Here is a 22,928-nt window from a genome sequence, read left to right on the forward strand (position 1 = left end):
ACAAAGGCAAGCGGTCGGCGAGCGCCGTTCCCTCGCGGAAGGACGGCGGGCCCTAACTAGGCCAAACGTCTGGAGCCCGCCATAAGACCAATCGGGTTTTGGCGGATATTTTGTGGCGCGAGGCCGCCTTTCGAGGCGGCGCGTGCCCGGATGGCGGCGCGCTACGCGCCTCCACGAGAAAACCTTGCCCTACCGCCCCGCGCGTGCGGGGGAGCCGGCCGGCTGGCCGGTGCGGAACCGGTCCTTCATCCGGCCGATCCAGCCGCTGAAGGCTTCGTTGTCGGCGGTGACGCGGCTGAAGTCCGCGGCCGACAGCGACTCGACGTTCATGCCCTGCAAGGCGACCCGAAGTCCGTCCGGATTGCCGGCCAGATCCACGAAGCCCGACCAGCGGGTCCGCAGGCGGGCCAGTGAGGCGTTGTCGTCGGCCAGGCTGTAGGCCACCGCCGCGCGCAGCAGCCGCGCCTCGTCGCCGGGGCTCAGGGGTCCGGTGGCCTTGAAGCGGTCGCCCAGCGCCCGCTCGTAAAGCGCGCCCGCCAGCGGCCAGGCGTGCTGCTTCCAGGCGATCTCGGCGCGGATCTCCTGGCCATCGCGACTCGTGTCCTTGTCGACCAGCTCCAGCGCGGCGTCGTAGCGGCCAAGGCCCATCAGGGCGCGCGCGGTCGCCAGGCGGCGCTCGGCGTTCAGGGCCGGCGGCAGGATCGTCGTCCGGGTCGCGTTGATGGTGTCCAGCGCGTCCTCGGGCTTCTTGTTCATCAGGTAGATCCAGGCCAGGTCCGTGGCCACCTGAGCCTTCGGCACGCCGTCGAGGCGGTTGTCGACCTGGTATTTCAGCAGCTTGCCGGCGTCGTCCAGCAGGTCGACATCGACCAGGCGCCGCACCAGGTTGCGAACCATCTGGTCGCCGTCGGCGCCGATCGGGGTCAGGTCCTGGAAGTCGTAGAACAGGCCCACGGCCTGGATCGGCTGCATGCCGTCGGCAAGACCTTGCAGGAACAGCTGGCGGAAGGTGTTGGAGAGGTCGTTCTGCAGCGCCACGGCCTCGGGGCGGTCCGGCAGCTGACGCCCCGCCGAGCGCAGCACCTCCAGCGCCTCGCGATAGCGGCCCTGGTCGATGAACAGCTTGCCCAGCGCCCGGATGACCTCCAGCTCCACCCCGTCGCCGCGCCAGCGATAGCGCAGCTGGTTCAGGGTGTCGGCGGCCTGGGCGGCGCTGATCTGGCCCTTGGCGTAGCCCAGCTCGGTGGCGTGCAGCATGGCGGGCGTCGCGATCCGATCGATCGGCGCCTTGGCGATGGCCTCGAACATCCGGCGCGCGCGCACCTTCTCGCCCTTGGCCTCGAAGATCCGGGCCTGGGTCAGGCGGATGTCCAGCTGATCCTCGATCGGGACCTTGGGCTGGGCGAGAGCCTTCTGAACGAACTGCATGGCGCCGGTCAGGTCGCCGACGCCCAGGGCCGCCTGCGCCTCGGCGTGCAGGAAGCGGGCGCGCCACAGCGGCGGGAAGAGGTCCAGCGCCCTGCCCCCGCCGACGAACTTGGTCCGCGCGTCGGCCCACTGGCCCTGCTTGGTCGAGATGTAGCCGCGCCAGAGCGCGCTGGACGGATCGTCCGCCAGGACCGGCGAGGAGAAGTCGGCGTCGGCCTCGGCCAAGCGCCCGGCCATCACCTTGGCCACGCCACGCAGGCCGCGGAACTCGGCGTCGCCCAGCAGGGTCTGGTGCTTGCGGCCAGCCGCGTTGAGGACGCCGATCGCCTCGAACGACATCTGCGAGCCGACCAGGAACCGGGCCAGCGCCATCCGCGCGCCGGTGTCGCTGTCCTTGCCGTCGCCCTCCGGCGCGGCGGGGATGGCGTTCTGCAGGGCGTTGTAGCGGGCCAGGAACCCGCCGCTGCCCGTCTTGGGCCAGTTGTCGAGATCGATTAGGGCCGGCATCGACATCGGCTGCGGCGCGCCAGCGGCGGCCTCTTCAGGCGGGGTCGAGGCCGAGATCGGCGACAGCGCCAGCCCCTTGGGCCGCCCGATCCGCAACAGGTCGCCATTGGCCTGCACCAGAAGGTCGGGCGCGTAGGTCTCGATGGCCAGGCCCTGCACCGACTGCAGCAGCGCCATCTCGACATAGTCGCGGCGCGACGGCAGGCCCTTGGACGGGGCCAGCGCCGGGGCGACGATCATCTTGTCGCCGACGGCCGGGTCGTCGACCCATACCGCCTTGGTCACGCCCGAGACGGTGGCCGACAGGGTCGCGGGGTGCACGCTCTCGTCGCGCGCCACCTTGATGACGTCGGGCGTCTGCTGCGAGCCGGGACCCAGGCTGATCTTCCACTGCCCGCCCAACCCCTCGGCCACATAGGGCGTGCCGGCCTGGGCGACGATGCGCAGGGCCGTGTAGTCGGCGCCCTTGAAGGCCTGGACCTTGGAATAGCGGACGCTGGACGTCGGCAGCTTGGAGATGTCCAGCCGCGCGGGCGTGTCGAACACGACCCAGATCGCCTCGCCGCGCCGGAACACGGCGGCGCCGGCCGCCGCGGCCCAGTCGAAGACCAGCGTGACCTGCTGGTCCTGCCGCTCGAAACCGACCTTGACCACGCCGCCGGCCGGCATCGGATTGGGCCGCCCGATCGGCGCGGCCGGCGTGGCCGCCTGCGGGGCCTGCGCCGCCCCGGGCTTGGCGAAGATGTTGACGAAGTCGACGCCGTCGGCGTTTCCGAGCCGCGCGTCGGCGTCGTCGGTCAGGGTGACGACCAGTTCCAGCGCGCCGTTCACGTGACGGGCCTCGGAGGCCTTCACCCAGCGCGGCGGCGCGATCTTCAGGGTCGAGAGGTCCGGATTGGCGTCGCGGCTGAACCGCAGCACCAGGGTCTGCCCCTCGCGGTGCGAGACCATCTTGGCCCCGCCCGCCCAGTGGAATTCCAGGCGCGAGAAGTCCGCCGCCTGCGCCACGCGCACGTCCAGCGCGCCGCGCGCCGCCTGGGGCGGCGGCGCGGCCTGCACGGACGGCGCCAGCGTCCCCGCGATGCACGCGGCGGCGACGCTGGAGCGCAGGAGCTGGCGAAGGGTCATGGTCCTCCCTTAACCGGCCTTCTTGGCGGGCGACTTGGCCCCTTTCGGCGCGGCCCCGGCCAAGGCCGCGTCGGCCTGCTGGCCAGGCGCGGAGCCCGAGGCGGCGGGCGTGGCGGCGGCGTTGTCGGCCACCGCGGCCTTGCCCTTCTCGACGGCCGGATTGGCCATGCGCGAGGCCAGGCGCTCGGTCAGGATCTTCGCGTCGCCCGGCGCCATATTGGCCAGGATCTGCGACAGCGCCCGCTCCTTCATCTTGGCGGCGATCGGCAGGCGCACCTCGTCGGACAGCAACGTCATGCGAGCGGCGGCGTCCTTGGGCTTCATGCCCTGATAGACGGTGACCAGACGGTCGGTCTCGGCCTGCTTCTGGGCGTCGACCTGGCCCAGCAGGCCCTGGATGTCGCCCTTCAGACCGCTCAGCGCCTTCATCTTGGTGTCGAGCTTGGCTTCGGCGGCGGCCAGCAGCTGGAGCTGGACGTCGATGTCCTGCTCGCGCTGATCCAGCTGCCCGCGACGCGCGCCCAGGCTTTGCAGCACCCGCAGTTCGGCCGGCGACAGACCCGCCTCCTTGGCCAGGGCGTCGGCCGAGGGCGCGCAGACGCGCGGCGGCGGGGCGTTGGCGGCGGCCGGCTGGCCGGCGCTCTCGGCGGAGGTCGCCTGCTCGCCGTCCTTGGCGGCGTCCTTCTTGGCGCCCTTCTGGGAGTCGGGCTTGGCCACGCCCTCGGCGAAGGCCTTGGCCCCGCCCACCAGATCCGGCAGCGACCGGGCGCCGGCCAGGGCGTTGATCGCCAGCACGCCGCCGGCGGCGACGCCGACCAGGGGCAGGATGCGCGGAACGTTCTTCATCGGCGGGGCGCTCTTGGATTGCTTCCAGGACGCGGGCCGTCGGCGGGCCCGTCGAACAAGTCATCATCGATCCGCGCCCGTGAACGCGGGGTTTCGGCGGGCGGAGTCGGGCGTGAAATCGGGCGCGGGAGGGGCTCGCCGCGCGCGGCGCGCTCGACCCGGTCCTCGCGATCCAGCAGGCGCTCGAAATCGGCGGCCGACAGACGGCGCTCGCCAGGGGCCGGCGCGACGGTCGGCGGCGGCTCCGACGCGCGCGTGGGACGCGGCGTCGACGCGGAAGGCGCGGCCAGCGGCCGATTGATCCGCTCGTCCAGCTGGGCGGCAAGAGCCTGGGCGCGCTCGATGCGCACCGCAAGGGTCTCGGCGGCCTCGTCGGTGGCCGCGCGCAGATCGGCCAGCCCCTGCTCGGCGCGGGCGGCGGCGGTGTCCAAGTCCTTGACGGCCTTGGCGAAACCCTCGTGGCTGTCGCGCAGCGCCTTCAGCCGCCGCTCCAGACGCCAGCCGAAGGCGAGCGCCGCGATCAGCAGCACCGCCAGAAACCCGTTCATGGCCAGGGCGACGACGCTCATTTCAGCTTCTGAACCGCCTTCTTGGCCGCGGGCGTCAGCGGCGCCTCGGCGCGCACGGCGATCGAGTGGTTGCGGCGACCCATGCGGCCGCGCGTCAGCGGAATGGCGCCGGCGCGCAGCTCGACCAGGCTGTCGGGCGTGGCGTTCAGCATCAGGGTGTCGCCGACCTGCATGTTCAGCACGCGCGACAGCGGCACCTGCTGCTCGTCGAGCACGGCGCGCACCTCCATCTGGGTGGTCCACAGCTCGGTGGCCAAGTGGCCTTCCCAGATGTTGTCGCGGCCGAACTTCTCGCCCATGAACTGCTGCAGCAGCATCTTCCGGATGGGCTCCAGCGTGGCGTAGGGCAGCAGGAGCTCGATGCGCCCGCCCCGGTCTTCCATGTCGATGCGCAGCTTGACCAGGATCGCCGCGTTGGCCGGCCGGGCGATGGCGGCGAAGCGCGGATTGGTCTCGAGGCGGTCAAGGCTGAACGAGACGGGATGCAGCGGCTCGAAGGCGCTCTTCAGATCGTGCAGCACCACCTCGATCATCCGCTGCACCAAGACGCGCTCGATCGTGGTGTAGGGCCGACCCTCGATGCGCATCGCCGCCGTGCCGCGACGGCCGCCCAGCAGCACGTCGACGATCGAGTAGATCAGGTTCGAGTCGACCGTCAGCAGGCCGTAATTGTCCAGTTCCTCGGCCCGGAACACCGCCAGGATGGCCGGCAGCGGGATCGAGTTCAGATAGTCGCCGAAGCGGATCGAGCTGATGTTGTCGAGGCTGACTTCCACGTTGTCGGACGTGAAGTTCCGCAAGCTGGTCGTCATCAACCGCACCAGGCGGTCGAAGACGATTTCCAGCATCGGCAGGCGCTCGTAGCTGACCAGCGCCGAATTGATGATCGCGCGGATGCCGGTGCGGTCGTCGGCGCCGTCGCCGGACAGATCGAAGCCCAGCAGGCTGTCGATCTCGTCCTGGTTCAGGATGCGCTCGGAGCCGCCCTCGCCGCCGCCGTCGTCCCAGCCGCCCATGCCGCCGGAGAAGTCGCCGAACTCATTGGTCCCCTCGCCCGCGCCGTCGAAGGCGCCGGGGGGATTTTGCGAGGCCCACTGGGCCATCGCCTCCTGATCGTCGAGTTCGTCCGCCATGATGGTTCGCCCCAACCCGCCCGAGGGCTTAGTTGATCAGCATCTCCTCGATGAGCACCGCGTTCACCTTGGCCGGCGCGGCGACCAGGTTCACCCGGCGCAGCAGCTCGACCCGCAGCTGGTAGGTGCCTTGCGAGCCGTTCAGGTCCTCGGGGCGCAGTTCGCGAAGGAAGGTCTGGAACATGTCCTGCAGCCTGGGCAGATTCGGCGTCAGCGCGTCGGCCGTATCCTGGTCGGGCAGCTCGAACGTCAACTTCAGCTTCAGGAAGGTCGACTTGCCGTCGGCCGTCTGCATGTTCACGACGATGTCGGGCAGGGTGTAGAAGACCACGCCGTCGGGGCCTTCCTTGATCGTCGGCACGCCGGCGCCGCCGGCCGCGGCGTCCTTGCCCTCGCCCTTCTTCTCGCCGCCCTTTTCTTCTTTCTTTTCCTTCTTCTTTTCCTTCTTTTCCTTGCCGTGCTCGCCCGCCTCGGCGGCCGGCTTCGGCTTCAGAAGGAAGAAGGCCGTGGCCCCGCCGCCGCCCAGGACGAGCACGCCCGCGGCGATCGCGATGATCAGGATCGGAGGCTTCTTCTTCGCCGGAGCTTCGCCCTCGGCGCCCTCTTCGCCTTCGGGAGCGGGAGCTTCCTTCTCGGGTTTGTTGGCCACGCGCGCGGTTCCTTGGAATCTATACCCGTACTCATGCGCGAGGCATGGTTAACGATGTGTTTTGCCGGCCATTTGGTCGCAGGCTGAATCTGCCCGGCAGACTCCGACCCACCACCCCGCGTTAACCTTCCTATTCTCTGATTTATCGGAACTTTTCGGCCTGGCACGAAGGTTGCTTCAGGAGGTTCGGCGCAATTGTCGCGCCAGCCGCCCGAGTTAACTCGCCATGGACAACGCGCTCTACGTCGGCCTCTCGCGTCAGATGACGCTGCGCCGCCAGCTCGACATCGTGGCCAACAACGTCGCCAACGCCAACACCACCGGCTTCAAGGTCGAGGACCTGATGGTCCGCACCGAGCAGGCCAAGCCGGCCAAGACCCTCGACGGCGCCGCGCCGGTCAAGTTCGTGCTCGACTCGGGCGTGGCCCGCGACTTCAGCCAGGGCGCCCTGACCAAGACCGGCGGCGATTTCGACCTCGCCATCGAAGGCAAGGGCTTCTTCAAGGTCCAGACGGCCGGCGGCGAGCGCTACACCCGCGACGGACGCTTCACGACCAACCAGGAAGGCGTGCTGGTCACCCAGGCGGGCAACCAGGTGCTCGACGAGGGCGGCGGCCAGATCACCATCGATCCCACGCTCGGGCCGGTGCACATCGGCAAGGACGGCACGGTCAGCCAGGGCGCGGTCCGGGTCGGCAAGATCGCCGTGGTCCGCCCCGACGACCTGTCCAGCCTGGCCAAGGACGGCGACAACCTCTACCGCAACACCGCCAACACCAGCCTGCAGCCCGTCCAGGACGCGCAGGTCCAGCAGGGCATGCTGGAGGCCTCCAACGTCAACTCGGTCCTCGAGATCACCAAGCTGATCGAGATCCAGCGCGCCTACGAGGGCGTGGCCAAGATGATGGACAACACCGCCGAACTCTCGCGCAGCGCCGTCGAGCGCCTGGGCAAGCTGAACTAAGGGAACGCTAGCCGATGCAAGCTCTCCGCACCGCCGCTTCGGGCATGGCTGCTCAGCAGCTGAACGTCGAAGTCATCTCGAACAACATCGCCAACATGAACACCGTTGGCTTCAAGCGTCAGCGGGCCGAGTTCCAGGACCTGCTGTACCAGACCATCGAGCGCGCCGGCTCGCAGTCGTCCAGCAACGGCAACATCGTGCCGACGGGCGTGCAGGTCGGCGGCGGCGTCAAGGCCGGTTCGACCTATCGGATCACCGAACAGGGCACCCCCACCCTGACCGACAACCCGCTGGACGTCGCGATCCAGGGCAAGGGCTATCTGCCGATCCTGCTGCCCTCGGGCGAGACCGCCTACACCCGGGCCGGCAACTTCTCGACCAACGAACAGGGCCAGATCGTCACCGAGGACGGCTACACCGTCCAGCCGGGCATCACGATCCCGCAGAACGCCACCGACATCACGATCAGCAAGACCGGCCTGGTGCAGGTCAAGCTGGACGGCCAGACCGCGCCGCAGACCGTGGGCCAGATCCAGCTGGCCAACTTCATGAACGAGGGCGGGCTCGAGGCGATCGGCGACAACATGTTCCTGGAGACCGCGGCCTCGGGCGCGGCCAACCTCGCCGCCCCGGGCCAGCCGGGCTTTGGCATGCTGCTGCAGCACTACACCGAGGCCTCGAACGTCGACGCCGTCTCGGAAATCACCGCCCTGATCACCGCCCAGCGCGCCTACGAGATGAACTCGAAGGTGATCACCACGGCCGATCAGATGCTGCAGACCACCTCGCAGATGAGGTCGTAAGCCGATGAGATCCCTGCTCCTCGCCGCCGCCGCGACCCTGGTCGTCACCGCGCTCTCGGCTCCCGCCTTCGCCGGGACGCCGGTCACCCTGCGGCTCGACACCACCGACGCCGATGGTCGCATCACCCTGGGAGATCTGTTCGACGGCGTCAGCGGCCCCGCCGCCAATCTGGTGATCGCCGCCCGAGTCGGCCCGACCGCGGTGCTCGACGCCAGCCAGGTGCAGATGTCCGCCCGCCGCGCCGGGTTCGACTGGAACAACGCCAACGGCATCCGCCGCATCATCGTGCGCGAGGGCGTCGACAACGGCGGCGTCTCGGCCAACGGCGCCGTCCAGGCCAGCGCCCCGCGCGGCAATGTGGAAGTTCTTGCCTATGCCCGCAGCCTCGCGGCCGGCGAAATCGTCCAGCCGCAGGACCTGGTCTATGTGAAGATGGCCGGCGCGCCGGTCGACGCGCCGCGCGACGCCGACGCGGTGATCGGCATGGCCGCCAAGCGCCCCCTGCGCGAGGGGGCCGCCGTCTCCACCCGCGACGTCGCCGCCGCCCAGGTCATCAAGGCCGGCGATCTGATCACCGTCACCTATGACGACGGCGGGATTTCCCTGGCGCTGCAGGCCAAGGCCATGACCGCCGCCGCCGCGGGCGAGGTCTTCACCGTCCAGAACACCCTGTCCAACAAGATCATCCAGGCGGTCGCCACCGGCCCTGGAACCGCCGCCGTCGGCCCGCGCGCCCTGGCGCTGCAGGCCCGCTCCCAACCCCTCCGTTTCGCCGCCCGCTAAGAGGTATTCCGCCCATGCGTCGCCCCGTCGTCCTCGCCGCCGCCGTCCTGCTGGCCCCGCTGGCCGCCTGCTCCACCGTCACCGAGGCCGTGAAGGGCCCGCAACTGGCGCCCGTCGGCTATCCGGCCGAGCTGGCCCCCATGCAGCAGCAATATGTCTCCGCCCGCGAGCCGGCCCCGCAGGCGGCGTCCGCCAACTCGCTGTGGCGGGTCGGCGCCCGCGCCTTCTTCAAGGATCAGCGGGCCAGCCGCGTGGGCGACATCCTGACCGTCATGATCGACATCGACGACAGCGCCAACACCAAGAACCAGACCGACTCCTCGCGGACCTCGACCACCAAGGCCGGCGTGCCGCACTTCCTGGGCCTGGAGTCCAGCCTGGGCAAGATCCTGCCGGGCGCGTTCGACCCGGCCAACGCGCTGGAGACCAAGTCGGCAACCACCAACGCCGGCGCCGGCAGCGTCCAGCGGTCGGAAAAGATAAGCCTGACCATCGCCGCCGTGGTCAGCCAGGTCCTGCCGAACGGCAACATGGTCATCCAGGGCACCCAGGAGGTCCGCACCAACGCCGAGCTGCGCCAGCTGACCGTCGCCGGCATCGTGCGCCCCGAGGACATCTCGGCCGCCAACACCATCAAGCACACCCAGATCGCCGAGGCCCGTATCAGCTACGGCGGCCGAGGCGACATCAGCCGCGTCCAGAAGACCCCGGCCGGCCAGTCGCTGGTCGAGAAGTTCTCGCCGTTCTGAACGCGCGAGACATCCAAGACCTTCGGGCGCGGCGGCCGCGAGGCTTCCGCGCCCGTTCCGTTTCAGGAGCCGTTCAGCTTCGTCCGGCGTTGATCGGGGAAGGAGGGGCCGTCATGAAACGCCGCATCGCCTTCGCCGCCTTGGGTTTCGCCGCGCTGCTGGCGGGCTGCGCGCACGAGAAGGCGGGCCTCGACGGCTACCACTGGGCCTATCTGGAAGCGGGCGCGGAGGGCCCCCGCCTCGCCTATGGCCGTCCGGACAGCGACGACGTGGTGCTGATGTTCACCTGTCAGCCGGGTCGGGACCAGGTGAGCGTCTGGGCCGAAGCCCCCGGCAAGGAGCTGGTCCTGGCGTCCGGCCGGATCGAGAGCCGCTTCCCCGGCGCGCATGTAGAGGACGAGATGAGCGAGACCGGTCACCTTGAAGCCCACGGCAAGGCCAGCGCCCCGGCCCTGGCGGCGTTCAAACGCTCGGGCGAGCTGACCTTGGTGACCCAAGGCGAGCGGCACGGCCTGACGGCGGACGGTGTGGATCGCGGACGCGTGCGGGCGTTCTTCAGGGCGTGCGGCGTTTAGAAACCGTCATCCCGCGCACAAAGAAGCGCGGGATGGCGAACGGATGAAGGTCTGAGAAGGGTAGAACGGAGACGTCGTGTCCTCTAACCTCCGGCACGTGAAGACGATCTCCCTCGCCCTCCTGGTGTTCATCCTGCCGGTCCTTGTCGGAGCAGGTAACGCCAGCACGCCGGACGGCAATGAGCCGGTCGCTTATGGATGCGGTGAGGTTGTCGTCGTCGGGCGCGTCAAGACAGTCGCATATGCAGACCTAACCAGTGGCGGCGATGTGCTCGGCCACGACCGGTATGATATGCAGCTCAGGATTAAGCGCGTGCTTCGGGGCAAAGAAACCCGTCGGGTTGTTCCGGTGAGCGGGTTTTCGCATGGTCAGTTGCGTGAAGACGTCGACCTTTGGCTTGTCCTCACGCCGGCTAACGGCGCCTACGCCATTCGCACCGGAAACCTCGCGCGCATCCCACACAGGTTCGCGTCAAAATGCGGCTGAGAAACTCATTCAAGAGATCGAGCTGCACGTCTACCATGGATGGAAGGCGGCCACGTTGTTGCTAAGCTAACCGTCATGGATTGCCTGACTTCCATCCTCCATGCAGCTTTTATGCTTTTGCTTTTTGGATCGTTGGCTGGCGCTTGGATAAACGGCGTCGCCGACGTTTTTGAAAGCCCGGCGATCGGGTGAAGTTCGAACCAGCCTACCGACCGGGTGAACTGTCTATCGCTCGCTCGATCCCAAGAGATTCCAAGGCACAATACTTCGGCGCGTCGCTTGGCTTGTAATAATGCCAATCGGGTTGCTGTGGCTTTCTGTCCTGACGTTCGTTGTGGTCATGGCCGTCATCGCCACATAGGCCGCTAGGGGCCGTGAGCAGCCTCGCCCCCCTTCAGAAACCCGCCCTTCACACCGCTCTCGGGAAGCCAATCCCCCTCTCGGCCACCCCTAAGCCCGCCGCCCGGCCCCCGCCGCGGTGACATTGTCCATGCCCAGCGCCGCTAGCGCGCCGCGCAGGATGCCCTCGGCGTCGAGACCCGCCTGGGCGTACATGGCGTCGGGCTTGTCCTGGTCCTGGAAGATGTCGGGCAGGCACAGGGTGCGGACCTTCAGACCGCGATCCAGAGCGCCATGCTGGGCCAGGGCCTGCAGCACGAAGCCGCCGAAGCCGCCCATCGCCCCCTCCTCCACCGTCACGATCGCCTCGTGCTCGCGCGCCAGGCGCAGGAGGAGGTCGATGTCGAGCGGCTTGGCGAAGCGGGCGTCGCAGACGGTGGCCGACAGGCCGCGCGCGGCCAGCAAGTCGGCGGCCTTCAGGCTTTCGGACAGGCGCGTGCCGAACGAGACGATGGCGACGCTGGTCCCTTCTCGGACGATGCGGCCCTTGCCGATCTCCAGCGGGTCGATGCTTGCCGGCATCTCCAGACCCAGGCCCTCGCCGCGCGGATAGCGGAAGGCGCTGGGGCGGTCGTCGATGGCGGCGGCGGTGGCGACCATGCGGGCCAGTTCCACCTCGTCGGCGGCGGCCATCAGCACCATGCCGGGCAGCGCCCCCATGAAGCCGATGTCGAAGCTGCCGGCGTGGGTGGGGCCGTCGGCGCCGACTAGGCCCGCCCGGTCCATGGCGAAGCGCACCGGCAGGCCCTGGATGGCCACGTCATGCACCACCTGGTCGTAGCCGCGCTGCAGGAAGGTCGAATAGATCGCCGCGAACGGCTTCATGCCGTCGGCCGCGAGGCCCGCCGCGAAGGTCACCGCGTGCTGCTCGGCGATGCCGACGTCGAAGGTCCGCTCGGGGAAGGCCTTCTGGAACAGGTCCAGGCCCGTGCCCGAGGGCATGGCGGCGGTGATGGCGACGATCTTGTCGTCCTTCCTGGCCTGCGCGATCAGTTCCTGGGCGAAGACCTTGGTGTAGCTCGGCGGGCCGCCGGCGGCCTTCTGCTGCTGGCCGGTGACCACGTCGAACTTGACCACCGCGTGCAGCTTGTCGGCCGCGCCCTCGGCCGGGGCGTAGCCCTTGCCCTTCTGGGTCACGCAATGGACCAGCACCGGCTTGTCCTCGAACGCCTTGGCGTTCTTCAGCACGCTGACCAGGGCGTCCATGTCGTGGCCGTCGATCGGGCCGATGTAATAGAAGCCCAGCTCCTCGAAGAAGGTGCCGCCGGTGACCATGCCGCGGGCGTATTCCTCGGCCTTGCGAGCCGCCTCGCGCATCGGGGTCGGCAGCGGCAGGTTCTCGACGACGGTCTTGCCCAGCTTGCGCACCGAGCGATAGGCGCCGCCCGAGACCAGATTGGCCAGATAGGCGCTCATGCCGCCCACCGGCGGGGCGATCGACATGTCGTTGTCGTTCAGGATGACGATCAGGCGCTTGGTGGTGTCGGTCGCCGCGTTCATCGCCTCATAGGCCATGCCCGCGCCCAGCGAGCCGTCGCCGATCACGGCGATGACGTTGTTGTCCTCGCCGCCGGCCGCCACGCGGGCGTCGCGCGCGGCGCAGAAGCCCAGGGCCGCCGAGATCGAGGTCGCCGCGTGGGCCGCGCCGAATGGGTCGTATTCGCTCTCGGCCCGCTTGGTGAAGCCCGACAGCCCGCCGCCCTGGCGCAGGGTGCGGATGCGGTCGCGGCGGCCGGTCAGGATCTTGTGCGGATAGGCCTGGTGGCCGACGTCCCAGATCAGAATGTCCTTGGGCGTCTCGAACACGTGGTGCAGGGCCACGGTCAGCTCGACCACGCCCAGGCCCGCGCCCAGGTGCCCGCCCGTCACCGAAACGGCGTCGATCGTCTCGGCGCGCACCTCGGCGGCCAGCTGTTTCAGCTCGGCGATCGAGAGGCCGCGCGTATCCGCCGGCGAGGCGATGGTGTCGAGCAGGGGTGTTTTGGAGGACATGTCGGAAGAAAGCGCGGTCAGTTGCGGCGGTCCAGCACGAAATCGACGCTCGCGCGCAGATGTTCGGCCCTTTCGCCAAAGATATCGAGATGGGAACGCGTCTGGGCCGCCAAAAGCGCCACGCGCTCCTTGGCCGCGTCGAGTCCCAGCAGGGTGACGTAGTTGGCCTTGCCCTTGGCGGCGTCCTTGCCGCCGGCGGCCTTGCCCAGCATCGCTTCGTCGCCCTCGGCGTCGAGGATGTCGTCGACGATCTGGTAGGCCAGGCCCAGGTCCTGGGCGAAGGCCATCAGGGCGGCGCGCTCGGCCTCCTTGGCGCGGGCGATGATCAGCGGGATCTCGAAGGCGAAGGCGATCAGGGCGCCGGTCTTCAGGCGCTGCATCCGCGCCACCGCGCCCAGGTCGTCGCGGACTCCCAGAATGTCGATCATCTGGCCGCCGGCCATGCCCTTGGCGCCCGAGGCGATCGCCAGCTTGCGCACCAGTTCCGAGCGCACGTGGCCGTCGTCGTGGGTGTCGGGGTGGGCCATGATCTCGAAGGCCGCCGTCTGCAGCGCGTCGCCGGCCAGGATCGCGGTGGCTTCGTCGTATTGCTTGTGCACGGTCGGCCGGCCACGCCGCATGTCGTCGTCGTCCATGGCCGGCAGGTCATCGTGCACCAGGCTGTAGGCGTGGATGCACTCCAGCGCGCACGCCGCCCGCAGCACCGGCCGCTCGGGCAGGTCGAACATCTTGCCGGTTTCAAGCGCGAAGAACGGCCGCAGCCGCTTGCCGGGGCCTAGCGCGGCGTAGCGCATGGCCTCGGTCAGGCGCGTCTCGGGGCCGTCGGCGCGCGGCAGCAGCTCGTCCAGCGCCACGGTGACGATGTCGGCGGCCTGGACGATCCGCCGCGAAAGGTCGTCGGCGTCGTTCAAGCGCCTCGCTCCCCGGCCTTGCACGCGGCCGTCCTGGGGCTAGCCGCCGCCATCAGTTGAACTCGGCCGGTTCGGCGGAGACGGCGCCCCCTTGGCCCAGGACGATCTTCTCGACCTTCAGCCGCGCGGCCTCCAGCTTCTTCTCGCAGTGCGCCTTCAGGGCCGCGCCGCGCTCGTAGATGTCGATCGAGCGCTCCAGCGCCGCCTGGCCGGACTCCAGCTCCTGGACGATCCGCTCCAGCTGCGCCAGGGCTTCCTCGAAGCTGAGGGCGGCGATGTCGGCGGGAATGGTCGCGGCTTCGGTCATTTCAACTCTCAGGTGAACGCCGGTCAGCCTAGTGGCGACGGCCGGCGCGAGCAACGGCCTAGAGCCTGGGCGTGGTTAAGGGAAGAGGCTTTGCGGATCAGACGCGACGGAAGCGTTTGAGGCTCCAATAGCCATGACCCTGATCAAGCAGCTGGGTCAGGCCGCGCCGCTTCAGGGCGTTGGCGATCATCCAGTTGAAGAAGCCGTGCGCCAGCACCAGAACGTCCTGGCCCTGATCGGCCAGCGCGATCAGCCGGTCGGCGGCCTGGCCGGCCCGGACCTCGGCCTGGGCGCGGGTCTCCTGCCCGCCGTGATGGTCGAAGAACCACCACCAGAACCGCGAGAAGAAGCCCAGGCGCTTCGGCGACATACGAATCCACGGCGGCCAGGGCGGCGGCGGCAGCGGCGCCTCGATCAGGATCTCGTCGGTGGCGAAGGCGCGGTCGCCGACCACCGCCTGGGCGGTCTCGATCGCGCGTCGGCGGGTCGAGGCGATGATCACGCCGGCCTCGCGGGCGATCCGGATCAGATCGTCGGGCGGCGTCTGCCCGGCCTTGAGCCCGCCGACCTCGTAGCGCGCCCACCAGTCGCCGTATTCGGGCGCGTTCAGCGTGAGATCGCGCGACAGGGCCGGTTCGCCGTGGCGAGCCAGGGTGATGGTCCCCGACCGGGCGGGCGGAGACGATGGGTCGGCGGTCGTGACGTCGGCCATCTTGTCGAAGAGCCGTTCGGCCGCTTGGCCGCCCCGCCCTCACCCCTCCTGCAGAGCGCGAACATGCGCGGCGGCGGACCGCCCGAGCGCCTGGAGGTCGTAACCGCCCTCGAGCGACGACACAACCCGGCCCTTGGCCCGCGCGTTCGCGACCGAAACGATCGCCCGGGTCGCCCAGGCGAAATCGTCCTCGTCCAGGCTCTGGGCCGACAGCGGATCGCGCGCGTGGGCGTCGAAGCCGGCCGAGACGATCACCAGCTCGGGCGCGAAGGCGTCGACCTTGTCCAGCAGGCCCTCGAATCGCGACCGCCAGACCTCGCGCGGCGCGTGCGGCGCCACGGTGGCGTTGATGATATTGCCGAGGCCCGTCTCCGACGGATCGCCGGTGCCGGGATAGAGCGGCGACTGGTGGATCGAGGCGACCAGCACCGTCGGATCATGCTCGAACACCGCCTGGGTCCCGTTGCCGTGGTGGACGTCGAAGTCGACGATAGCCACCCGCTTCAGCCCCGCCGCCTGGGCCGCGCGGGCGGCGACGGCGACGCTGGAGAACAGGCAAAAGCCCATGGCCACGCTCGGCTCGGCGTGGTGACCCGGCGGTCGAACGGCGCAGAAGGCGCGCTCGAGCTCGCCCACCGCCACGGCCCGGACCGCCGCGACGCTGGCCCCGGCGGCGCGGCGCGCGGCGGCCAGGCTGCCGGGCGACATCACCGTGTCGGGATCCAGCGCCACGCGGCCGGCCGCCGGGGCGGCGTCGAACACCGCCTCGACATAGGCCTTCGGATGAGTCCGCAGCAGATCCTCGACCGCCACCAGAGGCGCCTCGCGAGGGTCGAGAGCCAGGTTCGGATCGTCGTCCAGCGCGTCCAGCACCGCCCGCAGCCGCGCGGGACTCTCCACGTGCCCGTCGCCGGGCTGGTGGTCGAGCATGTCCAGATGGGTGTACAGCGCCAGAGCCATCAGGGGGTTCTAGACCTTGCACGACGCCACGACCATCCGCCGCGCCACGATCGACGACGCCGACACCGTGTCCAGCCTGGGCGCGCGGACCTTCACCGAGACTTTCGCTCACCTCTATCCGACCGAGGATCTGGAGACCTTCCTGGCCTATGCCTACGGCCTGGAGCGAACGCGGAACGATCTGGCCCATCCGGACAAGGCCACCTGGCTGCTGGAGGACGAGGACGGCGAGGCGATCGGCTACGCCCTCGCCGGCCCTTGCGACCTGCCGCACGACGAGGTCGCGCCGGGCGATGGCGAGCTCAAGCGGATCTATGTGCTGAAGTCGCATCAGGGCGGCGGCCGGGGCTCGCGGCTGCTGGAGACCGCGCTGGACTGGCTGGGGCCCCGCCGGATCTGGATCGGCGTCTGGTCGGAGAATTACGGGGCGCAGAGGCTGTATGGTCGCCTGGGCTTCGAGAAGGTGGGTGAATACCACTTCCCCGTTGGCGAGACGCGGGACCTGGAGTTCATCCTGCGGCGGGGCTGAGGGCCGCGCGAAATCTCCTCTCCCCAGTGGGGGAGGTGTCGACGCGAAGCGGTGACGGAGGGGGAAGAGGCAAGGTCCGCGGGGCTTGCCCCTCCGACGCTTCGCGCCGCCTCCCCCCTGGGGGGAGGATTGGATTGCGTCGGCTCGCGATCCCCTACACAATCCGAACATCTGTTCGAAAGCCGCGCCGATGTTCCTTCGCTTCTTCTCCGAGCTCCGCCAGGCCAAGGTGCCGGTGTCCCTGCGCGAATACCTCCTGCTGATGGAGGCCCTGGACAAGGACGTCATCGACCGCACGGTCGAGGACTTCTACTTCCTGTCGCGCGCCAGTCTGGTGAAGGACGAGAAGAACCTCGACAAGTTCGACCGGGTGTTCGGCCACGTCTTCAAGGGCTTGGAGACCGTCAACGAGGGTCTCGCCGCCGACATTCCCGAGGAATGGCTGAAGGCCCTGACCGAGAAGTTCCTGACCGACGAGGAAAAGGCCCAGATCGAGGCCATGGGCGGCTTCGAGAAGCTGATGGAGACCCTGCAGGAGCGCCTGCGCGAGCAGAAGAAGCGCCACGAGGGCGGAAACAAGATGATCGGTTCGGGCGGCACCTCGCCGTTCGGCAACAACGGCTACAATCCCGAGGGCGTCCGGATCGGCCAGGACAAGAGCCGCCACGGCCGCGCGGTTAAGGTCTGGGACAAGCGCGAGTACAAGAACCTCGACGACAGCGTCGAACTCGGCACCCGCAACATCAAGGTCGCCCTACGCCGCCTGCGCAAGTTCGCCCGCACCGGCGCGGCCGAAGAGCTGGATCTGCCCGGCACGATCAAGGGCACGGCCGAGAAGGGCTATCTGGACATCCAGCTGCGGCCCGAGCGCCGCAACGCCATCAAGGTGCTGATCTTCTTCGACATCGGCGGCTCGATGGACGGCCACATCAAGCTCTGCGAGGAGCTGTTCAGCGCCGCCAAGACCGAGTTCAAGAACCTGGAATTCTACTACTTCCACAACTGCCTCTACGAGGCGGTCTGGAAGGACAATAAGCGCCGTCACACCGAGAAGATCCCGACCTTCGACGTGCTGCACAAGTTCCCGGCCGACTACAAGGTGATCTTCGTCGGCGACGCGACCATGAGCCCCTACGAGATCACCTATCCGGGCGGCAGCGTCGAGCACTGGAACGAGGAGCCCGGCGCGATCTGGATGCAGCGGGTCACCGACATCTATCAGAGCTGCGTCTGGCTGAACCCGACGCCCGAGCGGCATTGGGACTACACCCAGTCGATCGGCGTGATGAAGCAGATCCTGTCGAACCGCATGTACCCGCTGACCCTCGAAGGCCTGGACAAGGCAATGCGCGAGCTCGTGCGGGGTTAGAACCGCGGCGGCGTCTCGCCGACGTGGCCCACGTCGGCGCTGGGCTGGCCGACCAGCGGCACCGGCGGCGTAGGGTCGTGATCGTTGGCGATCGTGGTTCCGACCTTGAAGGTTCCGGCCACGGCGCCGCCCAGCAGGATGAAGACGTCCTCGCGCCCGTCGCCGTCGATGTCGAAGCCCACGCGCGCGCCGCTGACGATCTGCCCGATCCCCGCCGCCGCGGCGGTGCTGCCCTCGCCCAGGGCGTGGCCTTGCGCGGCCAGAACATCCGCCACGTTGGCGGTGTTGACCACGGTCAGATGGCCCTGCCCCTGCACCGCCAGGTGGTCGCCCTTGGCGGCCGAGTAGTCGAGAACGACGCCCAGCAGCGCGTCGGCGGGGGTCGCCGGCGGCTTGGCCGAGACCAGGAAGGTGTCCGCGCCGGCGCTGCCGGAGGCCACGACCCGCGCGTTCATGACGATGCGATCGTCGCCCGCGCCGCCGTCGATCCGATCGACCTCGCCCTTACCGGCGCCGCCGCCGTCGATATAGTCGTTGCCCGGCCCGCCGGCGATGACCTCGCCGGTGGGGCCGCCGACCAGGACGTCGTTGCCGACCGTGCCCGAGATCGTGGCCTTGGCGCTGGCCAAGCCCGTCGACGCGAAGGCCGGACCGGAAATCGGCAGTTCATACCGCCCTTCCGGCGCCGGCTCCTGGACCGGCGCGCGCGCATCCTCGGAGGCCAGCTTGGCGGGCGCGGCGGCCGGCGCGACCGGGGTGATATGGACGACCGGCAGCGCGTCGGCCGGCGGCGGCGGCGGCGCCTGTGGCGCGCTCTGAAGGCTCGTCGTCTTCTGCGGGGCCTCGGCCGGCGGGCTCGCGACGGGCGCGGCGGTCGGCCCCGCGACGTGGCCTTGGACGCGACCGGCCTCGACGCTCAGCGCGGCGATCAGCTTCGAGCTCAGGTCTTCGACGACCAGATCGTCGACGTGCGGCAGGGTTTCGAAATTCAGACGGCCGGCCTCGCCGGGATCCGGTCCGCGCAGCTCGAGATAAAGGCCGACGGCGATCACCAGCGACAGGAACGACTGGGCTTCTCGGCTGGACGGATTGAACGCCACGACGACCGACCCCGCCTCCTGCGGCGCGCCGGAGGACAACACCTGGCGCAGCGCGCCCCAGAGGCTGCTGACCTGATGGTACATGTCGACGGCCGCGTCGTGGACCACGAACTGACCGTCGATCCGGGCGATGTGCACCAGGACGTCCTGGTTGGCGTCGGTCACGACGTACCAGGGATCGCCCGAATCCGTCTTGCCGAAGACGCCGTCGACCGCCCCGTAGCTTTCGGCCAGCTGCCGGGTCAACAGCGCCAGCAAGCCCCGTTCGTTGGGAGACCAGTCTCCGCCGAGCGGCTTGGGGTTGAAGGCCAGGATCTCACCCATGGCGCGGCTCGATCAGGCCCGCGCCGCGCGATCGGCGACCACCGGTTCGGCCTCGCCGTCGAACAACAGGCGATGCAGCTCGGGCTCGTAATAGCGCAGCAGCGTGCGGGCGAACTGGGTCGGGTCCAGGCCCAGGCTCTCGGCCCAGACGGCCTGCGCCTCGATCGGCACGCGCCCCAGGCCGTTCTCCACCTGCGAGACGAAGGTGTAGTAGCGCAGCCCCGTCTTCTCGGCCAATTCGGCCTGGGTCAGGCCCGCGGCCTCGCGCGCTGCCTTGAGCCACCGCCCCGCCTCGCGACGGAGGGACTTGGTGAGCGCCGCCTTGGCGGGATTCATCGCCGTTCGTGACATGGCCTAGCCGCTTTCGCGCCCGTTCGCGGGCCGCGGCCCTAGTTGTTACACATTGTGTAAAAACGCAACACTCGCTTGAGACGCGCGGCCCTTGCGACACGGCGTCATCGCATATACAGTTTTAATGAAACTAGTTCGAATGCATCCATAATGTACCGCTCGCACGACCCCATCGCCGCGCCCGTCGCCCCCGGTCTGGCCGCCCCGCGCCTGTCCCTGGTCATGGTCGTCTTCATGACCGGACCCGCGCTGATGGAAAGCGTGCGTCACGTGCTGGCCGAGCCGGCGGTCGACGAGTTCATCATCGTCGATAATGGCTCTTCCTGGGCGGACGCGGCCTGGCTGCGCGATCTGGCGCGCCGCGAGCCGCGCGTGCGCCTGTTTCAGGGGCTGGGCAATATCGGCTTCGCCCGCGCGGCCAATCTGGGCGCGGCGGCGGCCAGGGGCCGGCATCTGGTCTTCCTCAATCCCGACGCCTTTCTCGCCCCCGGCGCGGTCGAAGCGCTGGTGGACGCCGCGCGCGACCGTCCATCGCCCTGCGTGGTCGGGGCGCGGGTGTTCGACACCGACGGCACGGAACAGCGGGGCGCGCGGCGCGGCGAGATCACGCCCGTCACGACCCTGCTCACCCTCTCGAAGCTTAGCGCCACCCTGCCCCCGCTGCGCCGCTTCGAGATCCACCGGGAACGCGAAGCTCCCCCTTCGCACCCGGTGGATACCCCCACCATCTCGGGCGCCTGCTTCTACATGTCGGCGGCCGACTTCGCCCGCCTGGGCGGCTTCGACGAAGGCTTCTTCCTGCACGTCGAAGACATCGACCTGTGCTGGCGGGCTCGTCGCCAGGGCGGAAGCGTTCTGTTCCAGCCGCACGCGCGCGTCGTCCACCTCGGCTCGACCAGTCGGAAGAGCCCGCTCGTGATCGAATGGCACAAGGGGCGTGGCCTGATCCGATACTTCCTCAAGCGAGCCGACGGCGCGTCGCGCAAGGCGCTCGTCCTGATGGTGGCGCCGCTGATCCTCGGCGCCGCGTTGGCCCGCCCGCTGCTGCGCCAACTGAGCGGCGGACGATCGGCGCGCACCGCCCGAACCGTCAGCCTGCCGATCAAAGCGCCAGCGCCGCCATTTTCCCCGCGAAGGGGGCAAACATCCGCCGTTTGGGCGCATCCCGGCGATGTTGACGCTTGCGCCAAATTCGAACGCCCGTAAGACTTCCCCGTGGGTAAAGGGGAATAAGTAGTGAGTCCGACCACCGACGGCGCCGCTTCGCACGAAGCCGAGACCGCCGAGACCGAAGCCGCCACCAAGAACCTGGTCTTCGTCGCCGCAGAGCGCCTGTTCGCGCTGCACGGCTTCCAGAACGTCTCGGTGCGCGACATCACCGCCGCCGCGGGCGTCAACCTGGCCTCGGTGAACTATCACTTCGGATCGAAGGACGCGTTGCTGTTCGAGATCTTCAAGCGGCGCACGGCCGAGCTCAACCGCGAGCGGGCCAAGATGCTGCACGAGGCCAACGACCGGAACGCCGGCTCGCCGCCGCTGCGCGAGATCCTGGCCGCCCTGCTGACCCCACCGCTGCGCTGGCTGGCGCCCGACCACGAGCGGCGCATTTCGCTGCAGTTCCTGATCCGCGCCCGCAGCGAGGGCACGGACGAGATTCGCCAGGTGCTGAAGACCGACGTCTCGCACCTGCGCCGCTTCTCCGACGCCCTGCTGCGCGCCCGCCCGGACCTGTCGCCGGAAGAGGTCTACTGGCGGCTGCACTTCACGCTGGGCATGCTGCACAACAACCGCTTCGCCGAGTTCGACCGCCTGAACGTGCTGTCCGAGGGCCAGACCAGCGAGGCCGACGTCGTGGCCCTGCTGAACCGCATGCTGGCCTTCGCCGAGGCGGGCTTCCGCGCCTAGAGCCCAAGCCCGCAACCGCCCAGGCTCCGGCGCGTTAGCGCCAGGGCATGGGACGGCTGCGCATTTTCCACGAGACACGGTACGTCTACGAACGCCCGGTGCGGTTCGGCCCCCAGCGGCTGATCATCCGCCCGCGCGACAGCCATGGCCTGCGTATCGTCGAGGCGTCCTTGACCCTTTTCCCGGCCGGCGAGACGCGGTGGAGCTACGACGCCAACGGCAATTGCGTCTGCGTCTATCAGCCCGAGGGCGAGGCCGACTCCATGCGGGTGGCCAGCGAGTTGCTGATCGACCGCTATCCGGCCCCGCTGGCGCCGCCGCGCATCGAGGATCCGCACACCCTCACCCCGATCATCTACGCCGCCGAGGACCGCTTCACGCTGGAGCCGTTCATCGCGCCGGCCACCGACGATCCCGAGGCCATCCTGCTGCGTTGGCTGCGGGAGCTGGACGGCGGTCGCGACGAGTCCGCCCTCGCCTTCCTGCTGCGCCTCAACCGCCTGATCCATGAGGGGTTCGCATACCGCGCCCGCGAGGAAGAAGGCGTCCAGACGCCGGTCGAGACCCTGCTGAACCGCGGCGGCGCCTGCCGCGACCTCGCGTGGCTGATGGTCGAGAGCCTGCGCCGCCTCGGCTACGCGGCGCTGTTCGCCACCGGCTACATCCACTCCCCTGGCGGCGAGATCCGGGGTTCGGGGGCCACCCACGCTTGGTGCGAGGTGTTCCTGCCGGACCTGGGCTGGCTGGAATTCGATCCGACGAACGGCCTGGCCGAGTCGTCCGACCTGATCCGCGTCGCCGCCACCCGCACGCCGGCCCAGGCCTTGCCGGTGTCGGGCGCGATCATCGGCGATCCGGGCGCCTCGCGTCTTCACGTCTCCGTGGACGTGCGCCTGGCCGATGAAGTCGACGCGGCGGCGTGATATGCTGGACGAGCGCGCGGGAGGAAAGACCATGACCAGTGGCTTCCAGCACCAGAACCCCATGACCAATTTCTGCCTGCCCAAGGCCGAACCCAAGGCCCAGCACGGTCAAAAGGCTGACGAGGTCTGCCTCAAGCTCAAGGAGCGGCGCACGTTCGAGCCCAGACCGGGTCGTTGAATTGTGAAAAAGCGTAACGGCCAGGGCCCGGCGCCACGCTTGTCACGCGAGGCGGCTATACAGGCACGCTAGGCGCCATTAGCTTTGGCGCCAGGGGTATGGGGAGCATCACGAGCATGCGACGCGTCGCGCTCGGAACTCTGCTGGCGGGGATCGGTCTCGCGGCGGTCAGCGCCGCGACGGCCCTGTCGACTCGCGCCCCCGAGGAATTCAACCAGACCCTGACCTTGGCCGGCGGCCCTGGCGCCAGCGCCGCCGCGCCCGCCGACGACCCGGACGCGCCGATCGCCACCGCCCGCTACGGCGGCGAGCGCGCCCCCGCTTCGGCGGAAGCCGCGGCCACGCC

General features: G+C 69.3%; 23 protein-coding genes and 2 pseudogenes. 13 read left to right on the plus strand and 12 right to left on the minus strand.

Annotated elements, in window-relative coordinates:
* Positions 1 to 189: 189 nt before the first annotated feature.
* Genes Q0V34_RS15465 through fliL form a run of 5 tightly spaced genes read right to left on the minus strand, consistent with a single transcriptional unit; the run spans position 190 to position 6,260 of the window.
* Positions 190 to 3,063, minus strand: a complete 2,874-nt coding sequence (locus tag Q0V34_RS15465) for an endoglucanase (RefSeq protein WP_297513458.1) — start codon at positions 3,061 to 3,063, stop codon at positions 190 to 192.
* 9 nt (positions 3,064 to 3,072) lie between these two features.
* On the minus strand, positions 3,073 to 3,909 hold the full coding sequence (locus Q0V34_RS15470; RefSeq protein WP_297513459.1) for a MotE family protein: 837 nt from the start codon (positions 3,907 to 3,909) through the stop codon (positions 3,073 to 3,075).
* Positions 3,906 to 4,478: a DUF6468 domain-containing protein gene (locus tag Q0V34_RS15475; RefSeq protein WP_297513460.1), complete on the minus strand. Its 573-nt coding sequence runs from the start codon at positions 4,476 to 4,478 to the stop codon at positions 3,906 to 3,908. Before Q0V34_RS15475 ends, Q0V34_RS15470 begins: the two co-directional genes overlap by 4 nt.
* Positions 4,475 to 5,611, minus strand: coding sequence for a flagellar motor switch protein FliM (gene fliM / locus Q0V34_RS15480; protein WP_297513462.1), 1,137 nt, complete (start codon positions 5,609 to 5,611; stop codon positions 4,475 to 4,477). Before fliM ends, Q0V34_RS15475 begins: the two co-directional genes overlap by 4 nt.
* Positions 5,612 to 5,639: 28 nt before the next feature.
* Positions 5,640 to 6,260: a flagellar basal body-associated protein FliL gene (fliL, locus tag Q0V34_RS15485; RefSeq protein WP_297513464.1), complete on the minus strand. Its 621-nt coding sequence runs from the start codon at positions 6,258 to 6,260 to the stop codon at positions 5,640 to 5,642.
* Between the two features lie 226 nt (positions 6,261 to 6,486).
* On the opposite strand from fliL, the gene flgF reads away from it, so the two are divergent.
* The 6 genes from flgF (at position 6,487) to Q0V34_RS15515 (ending at position 10,622) form a co-directional block, all read left to right on the plus strand.
* Positions 6,487 to 7,224 carry a flagellar basal-body rod protein FlgF gene (gene flgF / locus Q0V34_RS15490; protein WP_297513466.1) on the plus strand — a complete coding sequence of 246 codons (738 nt, stop codon included), beginning with the start codon at positions 6,487 to 6,489 and terminating at the stop codon, positions 7,222 to 7,224.
* Positions 7,225 to 7,238: 14 nt separating this feature from the next.
* A complete protein-coding gene (flgG, locus tag Q0V34_RS15495; RefSeq protein ID WP_297513468.1) occupies positions 7,239 to 8,027 on the plus strand; it encodes a flagellar basal-body rod protein FlgG in 789 nt (262 codons plus the stop codon).
* A gap of 4 nt (positions 8,028 to 8,031) precedes the next feature.
* The gene (flgA, locus tag Q0V34_RS15500) at positions 8,032 to 8,811 is read left to right on the plus strand and encodes a flagellar basal body P-ring formation chaperone FlgA (RefSeq protein WP_297513470.1); all 780 of its coding nucleotides are present in this window, start codon (positions 8,032 to 8,034) and stop codon (positions 8,809 to 8,811) included.
* A 14-nt stretch (positions 8,812 to 8,825) separates the two neighbouring features.
* Positions 8,826 to 9,560, plus strand: a complete 735-nt coding sequence (gene flgH, locus Q0V34_RS15505) for a flagellar basal body L-ring protein FlgH (protein ID WP_297513472.1) — start codon at positions 8,826 to 8,828, stop codon at positions 9,558 to 9,560.
* A 113-nt stretch (positions 9,561 to 9,673) separates the two neighbouring features.
* Complete coding sequence (locus Q0V34_RS15510; protein WP_297513474.1) at positions 9,674 to 10,135, plus strand: hypothetical protein; 462 nt, start codon at positions 9,674 to 9,676, stop codon at positions 10,133 to 10,135.
* Between the two features lie 76 nt (positions 10,136 to 10,211).
* Positions 10,212 to 10,622, plus strand: coding sequence for a hypothetical protein (locus tag Q0V34_RS15515; protein WP_297513476.1), 411 nt, complete (start codon positions 10,212 to 10,214; stop codon positions 10,620 to 10,622).
* Between the two features lie 450 nt (positions 10,623 to 11,072).
* Here the strand turns inward: Q0V34_RS15515 and dxs are convergent, their stop codons facing one another.
* From dxs to Q0V34_RS15540, 5 genes are all read right to left on the minus strand, one after another.
* Positions 11,073 to 13,013, minus strand: a complete 1,941-nt coding sequence (gene dxs, locus Q0V34_RS15520) for a 1-deoxy-D-xylulose-5-phosphate synthase (protein WP_297513478.1) — start codon at positions 13,011 to 13,013, stop codon at positions 11,073 to 11,075.
* A 17-nt stretch (positions 13,014 to 13,030) separates the two neighbouring features.
* Positions 13,031 to 13,924 carry a polyprenyl synthetase family protein gene (locus Q0V34_RS15525; protein ID WP_297513479.1) on the minus strand — a complete coding sequence of 298 codons (894 nt, stop codon included), beginning with the start codon at positions 13,922 to 13,924 and terminating at the stop codon, positions 13,031 to 13,033.
* A gap of 52 nt (positions 13,925 to 13,976) precedes the next feature.
* On the minus strand, positions 13,977 to 14,231 hold the full coding sequence (locus tag Q0V34_RS15530; RefSeq protein ID WP_297513481.1) for an exodeoxyribonuclease VII small subunit: 255 nt from the start codon (positions 14,229 to 14,231) through the stop codon (positions 13,977 to 13,979).
* Positions 14,232 to 14,328: 97 nt separating this feature from the next.
* Positions 14,329 to 14,943: a histidine phosphatase family protein gene (locus Q0V34_RS15535; RefSeq protein WP_297513483.1), complete on the minus strand. Its 615-nt coding sequence runs from the start codon at positions 14,941 to 14,943 to the stop codon at positions 14,329 to 14,331.
* Positions 14,944 to 14,982: 39 nt separating this feature from the next.
* Positions 14,983 to 15,903, minus strand: coding sequence for a histone deacetylase family protein (locus Q0V34_RS15540; RefSeq protein WP_297513485.1), 921 nt, complete (start codon positions 15,901 to 15,903; stop codon positions 14,983 to 14,985).
* A 16-nt stretch (positions 15,904 to 15,919) separates the two neighbouring features.
* On the opposite strand from Q0V34_RS15540, the gene Q0V34_RS15545 reads away from it, so the two are divergent.
* Both Q0V34_RS15545 and Q0V34_RS15550 read left to right on the plus strand, forming a co-directional pair.
* Positions 15,920 to 16,432, plus strand: a complete 513-nt coding sequence (locus tag Q0V34_RS15545; protein WP_297513487.1) for a GNAT family N-acetyltransferase — start codon at positions 15,920 to 15,922, stop codon at positions 16,430 to 16,432.
* A 190-nt stretch (positions 16,433 to 16,622) separates the two neighbouring features.
* Positions 16,623 to 17,801 (plus strand): VWA domain-containing protein, encoded by a 1,179-nt coding sequence (locus tag Q0V34_RS15550; RefSeq protein WP_297513489.1) that lies wholly within the window; start codon positions 16,623 to 16,625, stop codon positions 17,799 to 17,801.
* Here the strand turns inward: Q0V34_RS15550 and Q0V34_RS15555 are convergent.
* Positions 17,798 to 19,225: a calcium-binding protein gene (locus Q0V34_RS15555; RefSeq protein WP_297513491.1), complete on the minus strand. Its 1,428-nt coding sequence runs from the start codon at positions 19,223 to 19,225 to the stop codon at positions 17,798 to 17,800. The genes Q0V34_RS15550 and Q0V34_RS15555 overlap by 4 nt on opposite strands.
* Positions 19,226 to 19,237: 12 nt before the next feature.
* Positions 19,238 to 19,576 (minus strand): helix-turn-helix transcriptional regulator, encoded by a 339-nt coding sequence (locus tag Q0V34_RS15560; protein ID WP_297513493.1) that lies wholly within the window; start codon positions 19,574 to 19,576, stop codon positions 19,238 to 19,240.
* A 150-nt stretch (positions 19,577 to 19,726) separates the two neighbouring features.
* Here Q0V34_RS15560 and Q0V34_RS15565 point away from each other — a divergent pair.
* From Q0V34_RS15565 to Q0V34_RS15585, 5 genes and pseudogenes are all read left to right on the plus strand, one after another.
* Positions 19,727 to 20,680 (plus strand): annotated as a pseudogene (locus Q0V34_RS15565) (glycosyltransferase); the annotation flags it as partial.
* 132 nt (positions 20,681 to 20,812) lie between these two features.
* Positions 20,813 to 21,481 carry a TetR/AcrR family transcriptional regulator gene (locus Q0V34_RS15570; RefSeq protein WP_297513495.1) on the plus strand — a complete coding sequence of 223 codons (669 nt, stop codon included), beginning with the start codon at positions 20,813 to 20,815 and terminating at the stop codon, positions 21,479 to 21,481.
* A 47-nt stretch (positions 21,482 to 21,528) separates the two neighbouring features.
* Positions 21,529 to 22,404 (plus strand): transglutaminase family protein, encoded by an 876-nt coding sequence (locus Q0V34_RS15575; RefSeq protein ID WP_297513498.1) that lies wholly within the window; start codon positions 21,529 to 21,531, stop codon positions 22,402 to 22,404.
* Positions 22,405 to 22,435: 31 nt separating this feature from the next.
* Positions 22,436 to 22,582 (plus strand): hypothetical protein, encoded by a 147-nt coding sequence (locus tag Q0V34_RS15580; protein WP_297513500.1) that lies wholly within the window; start codon positions 22,436 to 22,438, stop codon positions 22,580 to 22,582.
* Between the two features lie 116 nt (positions 22,583 to 22,698).
* A pseudogene (locus Q0V34_RS15585) lies at positions 22,699 to 22,928 on the plus strand (hypothetical protein); the annotation flags it as partial.

It is taken from the genome of uncultured Caulobacter sp., assembly GCF_947036865.1.
Lineage (GTDB): Bacteria > Pseudomonadota > Alphaproteobacteria > Caulobacterales > Caulobacteraceae > Caulobacter.

Bases quoted from the DNA above. Each gene is read 5' to 3' on its own strand.
- flgA (WP_297513470.1), top strand. From the start codon at position 8,032: ATGAGATCCCTGCTCCTCGCCGCCGCCGCGACCCTGGTCGTCACCGCG.
- flgH (WP_297513472.1), top strand. From the start codon at position 8,826: ATGCGTCGCCCCGTCGTCCTCGCCGCCGCCGTCCTGCTGGCCCCGCTG.
- Q0V34_RS15535 (WP_297513483.1), bottom strand. From the start codon at position 14,943: ATGGCCGACGTCACGACCGCCGACCCATCGTCTCCGCCCGCCCGGTCG.
- Q0V34_RS15470 (WP_297513459.1), bottom strand. From the start codon at position 3,909: ATGAAGAACGTTCCGCGCATCCTGCCCCTGGTCGGCGTCGCCGCCGGC.
- Q0V34_RS15555 (WP_297513491.1), bottom strand. From the start codon at position 19,225: ATGGGTGAGATCCTGGCCTTCAACCCCAAGCCGCTCGGCGGAGACTGG.
- Q0V34_RS15510 (WP_297513474.1), top strand. From the start codon at position 9,674: ATGAAACGCCGCATCGCCTTCGCCGCCTTGGGTTTCGCCGCGCTGCTG.
- Q0V34_RS15575 (WP_297513498.1), top strand. From the start codon at position 21,529: ATGGGACGGCTGCGCATTTTCCACGAGACACGGTACGTCTACGAACGC.
- Q0V34_RS15540 (WP_297513485.1), bottom strand. From the start codon at position 15,903: ATGGCTCTGGCGCTGTACACCCATCTGGACATGCTCGACCACCAGCCC.
- flgG (WP_297513468.1), top strand. From the start codon at position 7,239: ATGCAAGCTCTCCGCACCGCCGCTTCGGGCATGGCTGCTCAGCAGCTG.
- Q0V34_RS15560 (WP_297513493.1), bottom strand. From the start codon at position 19,576: ATGTCACGAACGGCGATGAATCCCGCCAAGGCGGCGCTCACCAAGTCC.
- flgF (WP_297513466.1), top strand. From the start codon at position 6,487: ATGGACAACGCGCTCTACGTCGGCCTCTCGCGTCAGATGACGCTGCGC.
- Q0V34_RS15550 (WP_297513489.1), top strand. From the start codon at position 16,623: ATGTTCCTTCGCTTCTTCTCCGAGCTCCGCCAGGCCAAGGTGCCGGTG.
- Q0V34_RS15475 (WP_297513460.1), bottom strand. From the start codon at position 4,478: ATGAGCGTCGTCGCCCTGGCCATGAACGGGTTTCTGGCGGTGCTGCTG.
- dxs (WP_297513478.1), bottom strand. From the start codon at position 13,013: ATGTCCTCCAAAACACCCCTGCTCGACACCATCGCCTCGCCGGCGGAT.
- Q0V34_RS15530 (WP_297513481.1), bottom strand. From the start codon at position 14,231: ATGACCGAAGCCGCGACCATTCCCGCCGACATCGCCGCCCTCAGCTTC.
- Q0V34_RS15465 (WP_297513458.1), bottom strand. From the start codon at position 3,063: ATGACCCTTCGCCAGCTCCTGCGCTCCAGCGTCGCCGCCGCGTGCATC.
- Q0V34_RS15580 (WP_297513500.1), top strand. From the start codon at position 22,436: ATGACCAGTGGCTTCCAGCACCAGAACCCCATGACCAATTTCTGCCTG.
- fliM (WP_297513462.1), bottom strand. From the start codon at position 5,611: ATGGCGGACGAACTCGACGATCAGGAGGCGATGGCCCAGTGGGCCTCG.